This window comes from Streptomyces boluensis, from assembly GCF_009908195.1.
GTDB classification, from domain to species: domain Bacteria; phylum Actinomycetota; class Actinomycetes; order Streptomycetales; family Streptomycetaceae; genus Streptomyces; species Streptomyces boluensis.
In genome coordinates this window covers 38,563-53,462 of the sequence record NZ_JAAAHS010000007.1, presented here as the reverse complement: position 1 = coordinate 53,462, position 14,900 = coordinate 38,563, and the positions used below count along the sequence as shown (strand labels likewise).

Here is a 14,900-nt window from a genome sequence, read left to right as displayed (position 1 = left end):
GCCCGAAATGCCCCAACTCCCCGAGCAGACCGCGGCAGAGCGCGTCCGCTCCGTACTGGCGCAAGCCGTCTCCCTCTCGCTCACCACGGACGGGCAGGACTACGACCTGATCGGAATGCACTCCGTGGGGAGGAAGGGGCAGATCACCCTCCACCCGCAGGCCGACAGCCCGTTGACCGCGCAGATCGAGGCCGCGGAGCGGGGCAGCGTGGCCGCGCTCCTGGAGTTCACCGACATCGCGCCGACGCCACTGCGCGACCGGGTGCGGACGCGGGTGACCATCTCCGGCTGGCTCGCCCCAGCCGAACAGGGAGCGAGCGGCACGCTACGGCTCGACCTGGCGCGGGTGACGCTGCGTACCGCGACGGGGGCCCAAGAAGAGGTCGGGCTCGACGAGTTCGCCCTGGCCGTGCCCGATCCGCTCGCCGTCGAGGAGGCCGCGATGCTCACCCATCTCGCGGACGCGCACGAGGACATGGTCGCGGACCTGATCGTGCTCAGCGGCTCCCGGCTCCCGCACGGCGTGCTCCGCGCACTGCCGCTCGCCGTGGACCGACACGCGATCACGCTGCGCTGCGAGTACCGCGAAGGCCACTGCGACCTGCGACTCCTCTTCCCGACCACGGCACGGGACGCCGTCGAGGCCGGCGAACAGGTCCGCCGACTCCTCACGATGCCGCGCTGCGCACACCACGACCAGCACTCCCCGGCCGACCACTGACCCGCGCCCCAACCGCAGCCCTCACCACGAGTGACGGCATACGGTATCCCATTTCTACGCTCGCGCCCGGGCCCCGACCCCACCCAACTTCCGTACGAAAGAACCCTTGACGCCACCCTCACCGCCGGACAAAACTTCCGCGTGCCGAAAATGGTATTCCATTTTTCGGGTTCCGCTCTGCTCGGAAGGATCCCCATGGAAGCTCCCCCGGTGAACAGCGCCACGGACGCGAGTCCACGCCATCGCCAACTGGAGGACACGCTCGACCGGATCGGCGTCACCGGTGCGCACAAGCAGATCGGCGCGATGGTGCTGCTCGGCGTGTTCTTCGACGCGCTGGAACAGAACGCGGTCGGGCTCGTGGGGCCCGTACTGCAGGAGTCGTGGGGCACCACGGCGGCCGAACTCGGCTTCCTGAACACCATCACCTTCACCGCGGCTGCACTCGGCCGGCTCACCACCGGCATCATCGGCGACAAGATGGGCCGCCGGGCGATGCTCACGGTCAACCTGTTGCTGTTCTCGCTCGGCGCCCTGATCTGCGCGTTCGCCCCGGTCTACGCGGTGGTGGCGATCGGCAGGTTCATCGTCGGCTTCGGCCTCGGCGGCGAGATCGCCATCGCCGTGACGATGATGTCCGAGTTCTTCGCGGCCAGGCACCGAGGCACCGCCGTCGGCATCATCAACGTCACCGCGGGCGGCCTCGGCAACATGCTCGCGCCCGGCTTCGGCGTCCTGGTCTTCACCTTCGCCTCCGGACCCGACCGCTGGCGCTGGCTGTTCGGCCTGCTCGCCCTGCCCGCGCTCCTGGTGCTGTTCTACCGCCGGTTCGTCCCCGAGACACCGCGCTACCTGCTGTCCCGAGGCAAGGTCGACGAGGCCAACCAGGTCCTCAACCGGCTCGCCTCCGGCAAGCTGCGCGGCGAGCTGAAGGACCCGGAGCAGTACATCAACGCCGTCGAGAGCGGCGAAGAGGTCGTGCCCGAACGCAACCGCCTGCGCGATGTGTTCGCGGGCGCGCTGCGCCGCCGGACCCTCTCCCTCGGCGTCGCCGTCTGCATGTCGTACGGCGCGCAGATCTCCATTCTTTCGCTGATGCCCACGATCCTGGTGGCCCAGGGCCACAGCATCACCAAGTCCCTTGTCTTCACCCTGGTCATGCAGTCGGGTTCGCTGCTCGGCGCCCTGATCGCGTCCACCGCGGCCCGTTACGTGCCGCGCAAGCTGGTCCTCACCATCACCGCGGGACTCGGCTGCGCGGCCGCGTTCAGCTTCGGCTTCCTGGCCACGAACGTCCCCCTGATCCTGATCCTCGGCGCGGCCGTCAACTGCTGCATCATCACGATGAACACCACCATCTGGATCTTCGCCCCGGAGCAGTTCCCCACCCGCGTACGGGCGTTCGGCACATCGATCATCCTGGCCCTCGGCTCGCTCGCCGGCGGCCTGACCCCGATCTTCGCCGGTGCGGCCTTCGACGCGTACGGCATGGCGGGGATGTTCACGCTGCTCGGCATACTCTTCGCGGGCCTCGCCGTGTCCGTGCAGTTCCCGCCGGAGACCTTCGGCAAGTCCATGGAGGACGCCGCGGACGACGCGGACCTGGCGCCCCTCGCCCCGGCCGGCCCCACGGACGACCCGACCGATTCGCCGGAGAAGAGCAAGCAGTCGTGACCGTCGTAGCCCTGATCAACCCCAACACCGCGCAGGCCACCACCGACATGATGGCCACCATCGCCCGCCGCACCCTGCGCCCCGAGGACGGGTACGAGGTGCTCGGCGTCACCGTGACCGAGGGCCCGTCGATGCTGGTGACCGAGGACGTGCTGCGGGCCGCGGGACCGCAGGTTCTGGACGCGGCCCGGCGCACCCTCGCCGGACCCGAGGGCGCGCGCGTCGAGGCCTTCGTCGTCAGCGCGTTCGGCGATCCCGGCGTCGAGGAACTCCGGGCCCTGACCGACCTCCCCGTCGTGGGCATCGCCGAGGCCGCCATGGCCGAGGCCGCCGCGGACGGGCGCCGCTTCGGCATCGCCACCACCACCCCCGGCCTGGCCGCGGCGATCGAGGCACGCGTCGAACACCTCGGCCACTCCGCCCGGTACACCGGCATCCGCCTCACCCCGGGCGACCCGCTGCACCTGGCCTCCACCCCCGAGGAGATGCGGGAGCGCCTCGCCGAGGCGGTCGAGGCCTGCGTCACCGAGGACGGCGCCGAAGCCGTGATCATCGGCGGCGGCCCGCTCGGCGAAGCGGCACAGGCCCTGCGCGACCGCTTCCCGGTCCCGGTCATCGGCCCGATCCCGGCCGCCTGCGAGGAGGTACGCCGAGCCCTCGGCCGAAGCTGAGCCCCGCGCCCCTCACGCACCCGCGCACCCCCGCACCCAGTTCCGCCCGACTCCCGTTCGTACGACGGGAGTCGGGCGGTTCGCGTATACCCCGAGCCACCGCCCAAGCCGCTATCCGAACCCCCGCCCATCCCCTTCCACTCACTAGACCAGTCTGTATATTAAAAGCCATGCCACGCCGAACCGATACGAGAGAACGCGTGCTGCGGACCGCCGCCACGCTGTTCCAGACGCAGGGCTACCACGCCACCGGACTCAACCAGGTGCTCGCCGAAGGAGGGGCGCCCAAGGGCTCGCTGTACTTCCATTTCCCCGGCGGCAAGGAGCAGTTGGCGTCCGAGGCGCTCACCCTGGCCGGTGCCGAGATGTGTCTGCTGATCAAGACGGCACTCGATGCGGCCGAGAAGCCCGAGGCCGCCGTCGACACCGTCCTCGCCCACCTCGCCGACGCCCTCACCGCCTCCGACTTCACCGCCGGCTGCCCGGTGGCGACGGTCGCCCTCGACACCGCCGGGTCGAGCGACACCATCAGGTCCGCGTGCGACGAGGTCTACCGCTCGTGGACCGACACCATCGCCGCGTACCTCGTCGCGCACGGCGCCGACGCCGACCGGGCCGCGACCCTGGCCGTCGTCCTGCTCGCGTCGATCGAGGGCGCGCTGCTCCTCGCCCGCACCCGACGGGACGTCGCGCCGCTGCTCGCGGTCGGCGCCCACCTTCGGCCGACCCTCGCGGAGGCCCTGCGATGAAGGTGCACCACCTCAACTGCGGCACCATGCGCCCCTTCGGCCGCCGACTCGTCAACGGCACGGGCAGCCCGTTCCGTACCGGCGAGATGGTCTGCCACTGCCTGCTGATCGAGACCGAACAGGGCCTGGTCCTGGTCGACTCGGGGCTCGGGCTCGACGACATCGCGCGGCCCGAGCGGTCACTCAGCGGCCGCTTCCGGGCCGCGGCCCGGCCGGTGCTCGACCCTGACGAGACCGCGGTCCGCCAGGTCGCCGCACTCGGCTACGACCCCGCGGACGTACGGCACATCGTGCTCACCCACCTCGACCTCGACCACGCCGGCGGGCTGCCCGACTTCCCGCACGCCACGGTGCACGTACTCGGCACCGAACTCGACGCCGCGCTCTCCGGCCGGACGCGCGGGGAACGGCTCCGCTACCCCACGGCACAGCGCGCGCACGGGCCCGACTGGCGGAGCTACGAGGCCGGAGGCGAGCCCTGGTTCGGCTTCGACGCGGTCCGTCAACTCGCCGGGCTGCCGCCGGAGATCCTGCTCGTCCCGCTCGCCGGGCACACCGTGGGGCACGCGGGCGTGGCCGTGGACACCGGCGACGGCTGGCTGCTGCACGCCGGGGACGCGTACTTCTTCCACGGCGAGACCGACCCGGCGCACCCCCGCTCGACACCCGGCCTGCGCCTCTTCCAGACCCTGGTGGAGACCGAGCGCACCGCCCGCCTGCACAACCAGGAACGCCTCCTCGAACTCGCCCGCACAGCAGGGGACGAGGTCGCGATCTTCTCCTCGCACGACCCGGTGGAACTGGCACGGCACCGCAACAAGCCGTCCCTGACGGTCTGACGACGGCCTGACGACGATCTGACAGACCCACGCGCGGCCCCGAACTCGCCTCATGACAGGGCGGGTTCGGGGCCGTTCAGGTTTCGGCGGGCCGCCGTCTCCTACGTGGCATCCGCGTACGGCACGACCGCCTCGGCCCGTTGACGGCCCGACTTCGCACACCTCCGGGTGGCACGGCTTGACCTCACCGTTCACCCAAGGGGTCCCCTGGATGCCACGTCCGGCGTAACTCCTTCACTCCATCGATCGTTTCGGGCAATACACCGCTGTCACGACCCATGGATGACCATTGCCACGGTTCAGTGTGATTGTCCCCGTATTCAAGGTGCAGGCATACCTGCATGAGTGCCTCGCTTCCGTACTGGAGCAGCCCTTCACCGATCTTGAGCTGATCGCGATCAACGACTGCTCACCGGACACCAGTGGCGCGATCATCGACGAGTTCGCGGCGCGCGATCCGCGTGTGCGCGCCGTCCATCTGACGGCGAACGCCGGTCTCGGGCCCGCCCGCAACACCGGGCTCGAACACGCCACCGGCGAATACGTGATCTTCCTGGACAGCGACGACTCCCTCACCCCCGGCGCACTGCAGGCGATCTCGGACCGGATCAAGGACACGGACGGCCCGGACGTCCTGGTCTACGACTACGTCCGCTCGTACTGGACCGGCAGGACCACCCACGACACGGCCACGGCCCACCTCGCCCAGGCGGGCCCGGCGGTGTTCACCCTCGACGACAGGCCCGGTCTGCTGCGGTTCCTGCACGTCGTCTGGAACAAGGCGTACCGCCGCGAGTTCCTGGAGCGTGCGGGATTCTCCTTCGCCCCCGGCTACTACGAGGACGTCTCCTGGACGTATCCGGTCCTGGTGACCGCGGAGTCGATCGCGGTGCTCGACCGGATCTGCGTGCGCTACCGCCAGCGCAGGCAGGGAGCCATCACCTGCTCCCCCGGGCGCAGGCACTTCGAGATCTTCGACCAGTACGACCGGGTCTTCGCCCACCTGGACGCGCACCCCTCCCTCGCGCGCTGGCGGCCCGTCGTCTTCCGCCGGATGATCGACCACTTCTGCACGGTGTTCACGGCGCGCGACCGGCTGCCGCGCAGGAGCCGCGCCGCGTTCCTGCGCCAGGCCCGCGCGTATTGCCGCCGCTACCGCGCCCCTGGCACGCCTCCCCCCGCGCGCACCCGGGTCCGGCACGCGCTCGTACGCCTGGGCGCGCACCGCAGCTTTCGCGCCCTGCAGTCCGCGCGCGCCCTCCACCAGCGCGTCCACCGCGCCGCCGTCACCGCGCACCGTGCCGTGCGGGCGACCGCGCTCCAACTCCACTACCGCGTGCAGCGGCTCCTTCCGCTGCGCCGGAACGACGCCGTGTTCTCCGCCTATTGGGGCCGTGGCTACGGCTGCAACCCCGCGGCGATCGAGGCGAAGGTCCGCGAACTGGCCCCGCATGTGCGCACCTCCTGGATCGCCGAACCCGCGCATCAGCACACGGTTCCTGCGGCCACCCGTCGCCTCACCCCCGGCACGGCCGCGTACTGGACGGCGCTGGCCCGCTCCAAGTACCTGGTGAACAACGTCAATTTCGACCGGAGACTCGTCAAGCGACCGGGCCAGGTGTTCCTGCAGACCCAGCACGGCACCCCGCTCAAGCTGATGGGCCTCGATCTGCTCGACCGGCCGGCCGCCGTCGGCGACACCGACGTCGGGCGCATGCTGGCCAACTGCGACAAGTGGGACTACGTCCTGTCCGCGAACCCGCACTCCACGGTCGTCTGGGAGCGGGTCTACCCCGCCGCGTACACCACGCTCGAATACGGCTATCCGCGCAACGACATCTACCGGCACGCCACCGGCGAGGACACGGCCCGGATGCGTGAAGCCCTGGGCATCCCCCGGGACTCCGTCGCCATCCTGTACGCCCCCACCCACCGGGACTACCGCCGCTCGCAGCGCCAAGCCATCGATCTGGAGCGCCTGTTGCGCTCGCTCGGCCCCGGCTTCACGGTGCTCACCCGCGCCCACCACTTCGCCGACGCTCCGCTCGCGGGCCTGGACTCGTCCCGCCTCATCGACGTATCGGACCATCCGAGCGTCGAGTCGCTGTGCCTGGCGAGCGACGTCCTGGTCACGGACTACTCCTCGCTGATGTTCGACTACGCCGACCTGGACCGCCCGATCGTCGTGTACGCCGACGACTGGGCGGCCTACGAGGCGGCGCGCGGCACCTACTTCGACGTACGGAGCTTCCCGCCCGGCGCCGTCGCGACCAGCGAGGACGAGCTGCTCGACCTCTTCACTACCGGCGAGTGGCGCGGCCCACGCTCCGACCGGCGGCGGGCCGCGTTCCGGACACGTTTCTGCCCGTACGACGACGGGCGCGCCGCCGAGCGGGTCGTACGGCATGTCCTCCTCGGGGAAACGGTGGTCCCGCCGTCCGCCTTGATCGTGGAGCAGCGGCAACCGGCGGCGCCCGTCACACCCGGTCAGCGGCAAGGGCGGGAGCCGACCGTGACGCTGCCGACCAGTACCGCTTGAACGCCCACCGAAGGAGAGTGCGTTGCCCCGCTTCAGTGTTGTTGTCCCGTCCCACGGCGCGCCGGGGCGGCTGCCCGACTGTCTCGACTCGGTGCTCGGCCAGGACTTCGCCGATGTCGAACTGATCGCTGTCGTCAGCGAATCGGACGGGCTCTGCGCCTCGATCGTGGCCGCGCGCGCGGAGCTCGACCCGCGGGTCAAGGTGGTGCACTCGCCCTCGGACGACGGCCTGCCGGGTGCGCGTAACGCGGGGATCAGCGGCGCTGAGGGCGAGTTCCTGCTGTTCCTCGACGGCGACGACACGCTGGTGCCCGGCGCGTTGGGCCTCATCGACGCGCGGCTCACCGAGTGCGCGGAGCCCGATCTGCTGCTGTTCGACCATGAGCGGGTGCACTGGTTCGACGGCAGCCGAGGGGCGACGCTCGAGCGGCTGTGGGAAGGCGCCCCGGCCGGCACCTTCACGGCTGAACAGCACCCCGCGCTGCCCGATGTGCTGGTGCCCGCGTGGAGCGGGGCCTACCGGCGCGACTTCGTTGCCCGGCACGAACTGGCCTTCGTACCCGGCATGTTCACGGACACGGTGTGGAGTGCGCTGGCCGCGCTGCGGGCAGAACGGATCACGCTGCTCGACCGGATCTGCCTACGCCACCTGCTGCGCCGCCAGGGCAGCCGGAAGCGCCTCCCTGGCGCCCACCACATGGATCTGCTCGACCAGTTCGACGTGCTGATGCGCCGGGCGGCGCAGGCCGCACCGAGCGGGACGCTGCTGGATCGGATCTTCCGCCAGCTGGTGCACGAAGTGCTCAAGACCGCAGCTTCTCCCTGGCGGCTGCCGAACACGGCGTCGCGACGGCAGTTCTTCCGGCGGGCCACCGCGCTCTACCGTCAGCACCGCCCCGCGGAACACCGTCGCCCGGCGGGCAGCGCCGGACTGCGGCACGCGTTGCTGGCTTCCGGTTCCTACCCGGCATTCTGCGTGCTGCGCGGCTCGAAGAACGGTCTCGACCGCTTGTCCCAGAAGTTCGGGGGCCGGCTCGGCCGGCTGCGGCGGCAACACACCCAGGCGTACAAGAACTTCCTGAAGCGGCCGGTCGACGAGAACCTCGCGGTCTTCTCCTCGTACTGGGGCCGCGGTTACGCCTGCAACCCCGCCGCCGTGCACGCGGCGGCGCGGCGTCTGGCCCCGCACATCAGGACGGTCTTCCTGGTGGACGACGCCGCGCGGGAGATTCCGGACAGTGCGGAGCGCGTGGTGATCGGCAGCGACCGCTACTGGGAGGTGATGGCCACCGCCAAGTACACCTTCAACAACGTCAACTTCGAGATGGCGGTCAAGAAGCGCCCCGGCACGATCCATGTGCAGACCCAGCACGGCACCCCGCTCAAGCGCATGGGTGTGGACCAGGTGGAATTCCCGGCCGCGGCGGCCGCGGCGGGCCCGCTCGGCAAGTTGCTGCAGCGCGTGGACCGCTGGGACTTCAACATCTCCTCGAACCACCACTCCACCGAGGTCTGGGAGCGGGCCTACCCGGGCTCGTACGAGAGTCTCGACGTCGGCTATCCGCGCAACGACGCGTTCTACACCTCGACGGCCGAGGACGTGGCCACGGCCCGGCGCCGCCTCGGTGTCCCCGAGGACCGGATCGCGGTGCTGTACGCGCCGACCCACCGCGACTACCGCACGGACTTCGTCCCGCAGTTGGACCTCGTCGCGTTCTGCGAGGCGCTCGGCGAGGAGTTCGTGGTGCTGCTGCGGGCCCACCACTCGTACGAGGGCTCCGCCGGGCTTGAGGGGATGGTGCGCTCCGGCGCCCTGATCGACGTGACGGAGCACCGGTCGCCCGAGGAGGTGTGTCTCGCCGCGGACGCGCTGGTCACGGACTACTCGTCGATCATGTTCGACTACGCCAACCTCGACCGCCCGATCGTCGTGTACGCCGACGACTGGGATGTCTACCGGGACACCCGGGGCGTCTACTTCGACCTGCTCGCCGGGCCGCCCGGCGCGGTGGCCCGAACCCAGGACGAGTTGACGCGGATCTTCCGCGGCGGCGAGTGGGAGGGCGAGGCCGCGGCCCGGCTGCGCGGCGCGTTCCGTGAGCGGTTCTGCGACTTCGACGACGGCCTCGCCGCGGAGCGGGTGGTGCGCCGGGTGCTGCTCGGCGAACCGGCCGAGGACCTGCCGCCGGTCGTCCCGCTGGGCGAGCGCGTTCCGGCCCCGGCCGCCGTCCGTGGCCGCGTCCTGCACCACTGAGTCAACCGCCCCGCACACCCGCCCCCATCCCTCGCGACCGTGGAAGAGCCCGTGCCTCGTTTCAGCGTCATCGTCCCCGTCTACAAGGTCCAGGGTTACCTGCGTGAGTGCCTCGACTCGATCCTCACGCAGTCGTTCACCGACATCGAGGTCATCGCGGTCGACGACTGCTCGCCCGACCACTGCGGTACGATCATCGACGAGTACGCGGCGCGCGACAGCCGGGTGACCGCTGTCCACCTGCCGCAGAACGTCGGCCTCGGCGGGGCGCGCAACGCGGGGGCGGTTCACGCCACCGGCGACTATCTGCTCTTCCTCGACAGCGACGACCGCTACACGGCCGGTGCGCTGCGCGCCATCGACGAGCGGCTCACCGTCACCGACGACCCGGACGTCCTCGTCTTCGACCATGTGCGCACCCACTGGTGGGGCCGTGGCGGCCGGAGCCAGACCGCGGATCTGCTCGCCGCCGCGGGTACGGACACCTTCGACATCATGGGCAGTCCGCAGTACCTGCACCTGTTCCTGGTCGCCTGGAACAAGGCCTACCGCCGCGACTTCTTCACCGGCCACGGCTTCACGTACCAGCCGGGTCTGTACGAGGACGCCCCGGTCACGTACGAGGTGTTGATGTGCGCCCGCCGCATCGCCTGTCTCGACCGGGTGTGCGTCGAGTATCTGCAGCGCAGGAGCGGCGCGATCACCCGCACCCCGGGACGCCGGCACTTCGACATCTTCGCGCAGTACGCGGGGTTGTTCGCGTTCCTCGACGAACACCCGGAGCTGGACGAGGCGCGGGCGCTGATCTTCGAGCGGACGATCAACCACTTCCTGGTGACGCTGCCGCTTCGCGCGCGCGTACTGCCCGAGGACCGGTCCGCGTTCTTCCGGGAGACGGTGGACTTCTACCGGCGCCACAAGCCGGACGGATTCACCCCGCCCGACGACGCCTACCGCGCCCAGTGGCGGCTTGTCTCCCGCAGCCCGTACCCCGTGTTCCGGAGCTACGTACTGGCCGAACAGATCCGGAAAGCCGCGCTCCGCAAGAGACATGAGCTGCGCAGGACGACCGCCAGGAAGGTCAAGCACGCGCTCGTCAGGACCCAGCACCGGCGCCCGCTCGATCCGGAGCTCGCCGTGTACTCGGCCTTCTCGCACCGCGGAGTGCTCGGCGATCCCGCGGCCGTGCGGGACGCGGCCCGGACGCTGGCCCCGCACATCCGCGCGGTGTGGGTGGTGCGGCCGGACGCGGTGGAGCTGCTGCCGGAGGGCACGGACTACGTCACCCCGGACTCCGCGCGCTACCACCAGGTGATGAACCGCGGCACGTACTTCTTCAACAACGTCAACTGGGCGCACGAACTGGTCAAGCGACCGGGACAGATCCACGTCAACACCCACCAGGGAACGCCGCTCGGGCACATGGGCGTCGACCTGCTCGGCCGCCCGGCGGCGACGCATCACATCGGGGTCCGCGCGATGCTGCACCGTTCGGACCGCTGGGACTACAGCCTGGTCTCCAGCCCGTACGCGCAGCAGGTCTGGGACCGCGCCTACCCCTGCCACTTCACCTCGCTGCCGACCGGCGCCCCGCGCAACGACATGCTTGTGCGGGGCGACGCGGCGCGGGCGGCCGCCCTGCGCGAGCGGCTCGGCGTCCCGGACGGCAACACCGTGCTGCTCTACGCCCCGGCCTGGCGCCCGCACCGCAAGTCGTACGTGCCACGCCTCGACTTCGACCGTCTGGTACGGGAGTTGGGGCCGACGTTCACCCTGCTCGTGCGCTTGCACCCGAGGGACACGCAGGCCTCGATCCGTGGCCTGGAACTGCGCGACCTCCAGCGGCGCGGACTGCTCCTCGACGTCACCGACGAGCCCTCGGCTGCGGACATGATGCTCGCCTCGGACGCACTGCTCACCGACTACTCGTCGCTGATGTTCGACTACGCCAACCTGGACCGCCCGATCATCGTCCACGCCGACGACTGGGCGGCGTACCGGGCGGCGCGCGGCGCCTACTTCGATCTGCCGGCCGAGCCGCCGGGTCATGTCTCCACCAGCGCCGAGGAGTTGACGGCCCTCTTCGCCTCCGGGGCGTGGCAGGACGCGCGCTCCGCCGAACTCCGAGCCGCCTTCCGCCGACGGTTCTGCGTATACGACGACGGGCACGCGGCGGCCCGGGCCGTCTCCCTGATCATGCTCGGCCAGGAGCACCCCGTGTCGGCCATCCCTCAGCAGGACGCCCGCCAGCCGCACGCCGCCGCCCACTCCGCCGTGCGGGACGGCACCCGATGACCGACCGACCGCGCTCGCCGCTGCAGTCCGACGCCCCGTCCGACTCCCGCTCCGACGCCCGGTCCGACGCCCAGGAGATCTCCGCCATGTCAGACGCCCCTCCCCGCCCCTGGTCGAAGGCCCAGGAATCCCGTCCCTGGTCGAAGGCCCAGGAATTGTGGTCGCGCGTACCGCCCGCACTCCGGTTGCCGCTCGTCGTCTTCCTCTCCTGCCAGGCCTGCTACCTGATCTGGTGGATGGCCTTCTACCCCGGGCTGATCTCCTACGACTCGCTCGCCTACACCTGGCAGGTCACCACCGACCACTGGAACTCCAACTTCTCGGTCCTCTACAACTCCCTGCTCTGGCTGAGCCTCATGGGCACGGGCGGCTTCGGGGCGCTGACGCTGTTCCAGTCGCTCGCGATGTCCGCCACGCTGGCCTACACGTGCGCGGGCCTGCGCGACATCGGCGTGCGCGGGCGTTGGAGCGCACCGGCCGCGCTGGCCTGCGCCGTGGCCCCGCCGCTCGCCTCGTTCACGGTCTACGTGAGCAAGGACGTTCCGTTCACGATCTGCGCGATCCTCGTCTTCGCCGTCACCGTACGGCTGACGGGCAGGCGGCTGCGGGGAACCTGGAGCGGCCGACTGTACCGCTCCGAACTCCTGCTGCTGTGCGTGGGGTTCTTCGGCCTCAGCCTCTTCCGCAACAACGGCTTCCCGGTCGCCGTGCTCGCCGCGCTCTGCCTCGTCCTGGTGCTGCCCGGCGCGCGCCGTGTGATCGCCGCCCTTGTCACCGTCACCACCTCCGTGGCCCTGGCGCTGATGCTCTACGGCTACGAGGCGGTCGGCGTCGAGAAGCCGCCGACGGCGCTCCTCTACAACCTCCACTACGCCGACATCTCGGTGACGTACGCGCAGGCGCCCGAGCTGTTCACCAAGAGCGACCTGCAGCTGATGGCCAAGGCCGCGCCACTCTCGGAGTGGAGCTCGGCGGGCGCCAAGTGCTTCGTCTCCGACCCGATCTACCGGGCCGTCAAGGGACAGATCGACGACCAACTCGCCGAGCCTCTCTCCCAGTTGTGGGCCCGCACCCTGCACAAGTCCCCGCACCACGTGCTCGGCGCACGGCTCTGCCGCGGACACATCGCCTGGGCCGTCTTCCCCGGGCCCGCGGACCAGGGCGGTCGGACGATCAACGCTCTCGACTCGGTGGATCCGGCGGCGTTCTACAAGTGGTACCCGGAGATGAAGACGAGCCCGTACAACGCCGCGGCCCAGCCCCAGCCCGTCTCCGAACGCCTCCGCGACGTCGCCTACTTCGCCTACGAGGCCGCCCACGTTCCCCAGCTGGAGTGGCTCCTCTGGCGCGGCGCGATCTGGTGCTACGCCACCTACGCGATCGTCACCCGGCTCGCCCGCTCGCGCCGCTGCCGGCCCCTGTTCGCACTGGCAGGCGTCACGTTGGGCACGCAGCTCACCGTGCTGATCGCGACCCCCTCGCCGACCTTCCGCTACATGGCGGCCCCCATCTTCATCGGCTTGCTCTGCCTGTCGCTCATCCCGGCTCTGCGCGGTGCCGTACGTCCCGTCGTCCCGCCCCGCGCCTCGCCGGAGGAGCCCTCATGGGGCCCGTCGAAGGGCAAGGTGTACATGCCGTGACCAGCGTTCGCAGCAGCCCACCGCGGCACGTCCCTCCTGGTGCGTCCGGTGTGCCGGCGGCCACGAAGGTCCGGGCCCTCTGGTCGCGCGTACCGTCGGCCCTGCGCTTGCCGCTGGCCGTCTTCCTCGCGTGCGAGGCCTGCTACCTGCTGTGGTGGGCGGCCTTCTACCCGGGCCTGATGACCATCGACTCCGTGGTCTACGTGTGGCAGGTCTCCACCGACCACTGGCGCTCGGACCACTCGGTGCTCTACAACTCGCTGGTCTGGCTGGCCCTCAACGCCACCTGGGACTTGGCGGCGTTGACGTTGCTGCAGACCCTCGCGATGTCCGCCGTTCTCGGCTATGCCTGCGCCGGCCTGCGGACGCTGGGAGTGCGGGGGCGGTGGAGCGCACCGGCCGCGGTGGCCTGCGCTGCGGCTCCACCGCTCGGGTCGTTCGTCGTCTTCGTGTGGAAGGACGTGCCGTTCACGATCTGCGCGGTCCTTGTGTTCGCCGTGGCGGTACGGCTGTTGGGCAGGCGTGTGCAGGGCACGTGGAACGGCCGTCCGCGGCGGTCGGAGCTCCTGCTGCTGTGCATCGGGCTGCTCGGCGTCGACCTCTTCCGCAACAACGGCTTCCCTGTTGCCGTGGTCGCATCGCTGGCCCTTCTCCTGGCGCTGCCCGGGGCCCGGCTCCTGATCGCCGGCCTTGCAGCCGCCACCACCAGCCTGACGCTGCTGCTCGCTCTCGTGATCTACCCGGCGGCCGGCATCGAACAGCCGAGCAGTGCCTTCTTCTACAACCTGCATTACCACGACCTCGCCGTGACGTACGCGCGGACACCCGGACAGTTCACCCCCGACGATCTGCGGGTGATGAGTCAGGTGGCACCGCTCTCGACCTGGCACGACGCCGGCACCAACTGCTACGCGTCCGACGTCTTCTACTACAACGCGTCGGTGAACCGGACCGCCGCCGCCGAACTCATCGAGCCGCTGGTGCAGTTGTGGTGGCGCACCCTGCGCGAGTCCCCGCAACAGGTGCTCGGCGCACGCCTGTGCCGATCCCACATCGCCTGGGCCGTCTTCCCCGGACCGGCGGACAAATCCGCCAGGACATGGGTGTACGCCACGTCGATCCCCGCCGACCTTTGGGGGTTCAGAGCCGAGGAAATCCCGTACCGGCCGCAGCTCAAGGCCCGACCGCTGTCGTCAACTCTCCACGACGCCGCGGATTTCGGCCGGGCCGCGTTCGGCGTCCCGCAGTTGGAGTGGCTGTTCTGGCGCGGCGCCACCTGGTGCTACGCCACGTATGCGCTGGTCGCCCTGCTCTCCCGAGCCCGCCGCTGCCGTGCTCTGCTCGGCCTCGTGGGCGTCCCACTCGGCATGCAGCTCACCGTGCTCGCCGCCAACCCCGTACAGAGTTTTCGCTATATGGCAGCGCCCATGTTCATCGGCGTCCTCTGCCTTTCGCTGATCCCCGCGCTGCTCGACCGGACTTCCTTCCGGGAACGGGACCTATAGCACCTATCGAACG

General features: G+C 70.4%; 10 protein-coding genes. All 10 read left to right on the top strand.

The window, feature by feature from the left end:
- Window positions 1-7 precede the first annotated feature (7 nt).
- Window positions 8-721, top strand: coding sequence for a DUF2470 domain-containing protein (locus GUY60_RS02160; RefSeq protein WP_161693126.1), 714 nt, complete (start codon window positions 8-10; stop codon window positions 719-721).
- A 195-nt stretch (window positions 722-916) separates the two neighbouring features.
- Window positions 917-2,395 (top strand): MFS transporter, encoded by a 1,479-nt coding sequence (locus GUY60_RS02155; protein WP_161693122.1) that lies wholly within the window; start codon window positions 917-919, stop codon window positions 2,393-2,395.
- Entirely contained in the window at window positions 2,392-3,066 is a 675-nt protein-coding gene (locus tag GUY60_RS02150; protein WP_161693120.1) for an aspartate/glutamate racemase family protein, read from the top strand. Before GUY60_RS02155 ends, GUY60_RS02150 begins: the two co-directional genes overlap by 4 nt.
- Before the next feature lie 170 nt (window positions 3,067-3,236).
- Window positions 3,237-3,815: a TetR/AcrR family transcriptional regulator gene (locus GUY60_RS02145; protein ID WP_161693118.1), complete on the top strand. Its 579-nt coding sequence runs from the start codon at window positions 3,237-3,239 to the stop codon at window positions 3,813-3,815.
- Window positions 3,812-4,654: an MBL fold metallo-hydrolase gene (locus GUY60_RS02140; RefSeq protein WP_161693116.1), complete on the top strand. Its 843-nt coding sequence runs from the start codon at window positions 3,812-3,814 to the stop codon at window positions 4,652-4,654. The genes GUY60_RS02145 and GUY60_RS02140 overlap by 4 nt, the downstream gene beginning before the upstream one ends.
- A gap of 289 nt (window positions 4,655-4,943) precedes the next feature.
- Entirely contained in the window at window positions 4,944-7,193 is a 2,250-nt protein-coding gene (locus GUY60_RS02135) for a bifunctional glycosyltransferase/CDP-glycerol:glycerophosphate glycerophosphotransferase (RefSeq protein WP_161693115.1), read from the top strand.
- Window positions 7,194-7,215: 22 nt separating this feature from the next.
- A complete protein-coding gene (locus GUY60_RS02130) occupies window positions 7,216-9,447 on the top strand; it encodes a bifunctional glycosyltransferase/CDP-glycerol:glycerophosphate glycerophosphotransferase (RefSeq protein ID WP_161693112.1) in 2,232 nt (743 codons plus the stop codon).
- 51 nt (window positions 9,448-9,498) lie between these two features.
- Window positions 9,499-11,742: a bifunctional glycosyltransferase/CDP-glycerol:glycerophosphate glycerophosphotransferase gene (locus GUY60_RS02125; protein WP_161693111.1), complete on the top strand. Its 2,244-nt coding sequence runs from the start codon at window positions 9,499-9,501 to the stop codon at window positions 11,740-11,742.
- A complete protein-coding gene (locus GUY60_RS02120; RefSeq protein WP_161693110.1) occupies window positions 11,739-13,382 on the top strand; it encodes a hypothetical protein in 1,644 nt (547 codons plus the stop codon). The genes GUY60_RS02125 and GUY60_RS02120 overlap by 4 nt, the downstream gene beginning before the upstream one ends.
- Window positions 13,379-14,887: a hypothetical protein gene (locus GUY60_RS02115; protein ID WP_161693109.1), complete on the top strand. Its 1,509-nt coding sequence runs from the start codon at window positions 13,379-13,381 to the stop codon at window positions 14,885-14,887. The genes GUY60_RS02120 and GUY60_RS02115 overlap by 4 nt, the downstream gene beginning before the upstream one ends.
- Window positions 14,888-14,900: the final 13 nt, after the last annotated feature.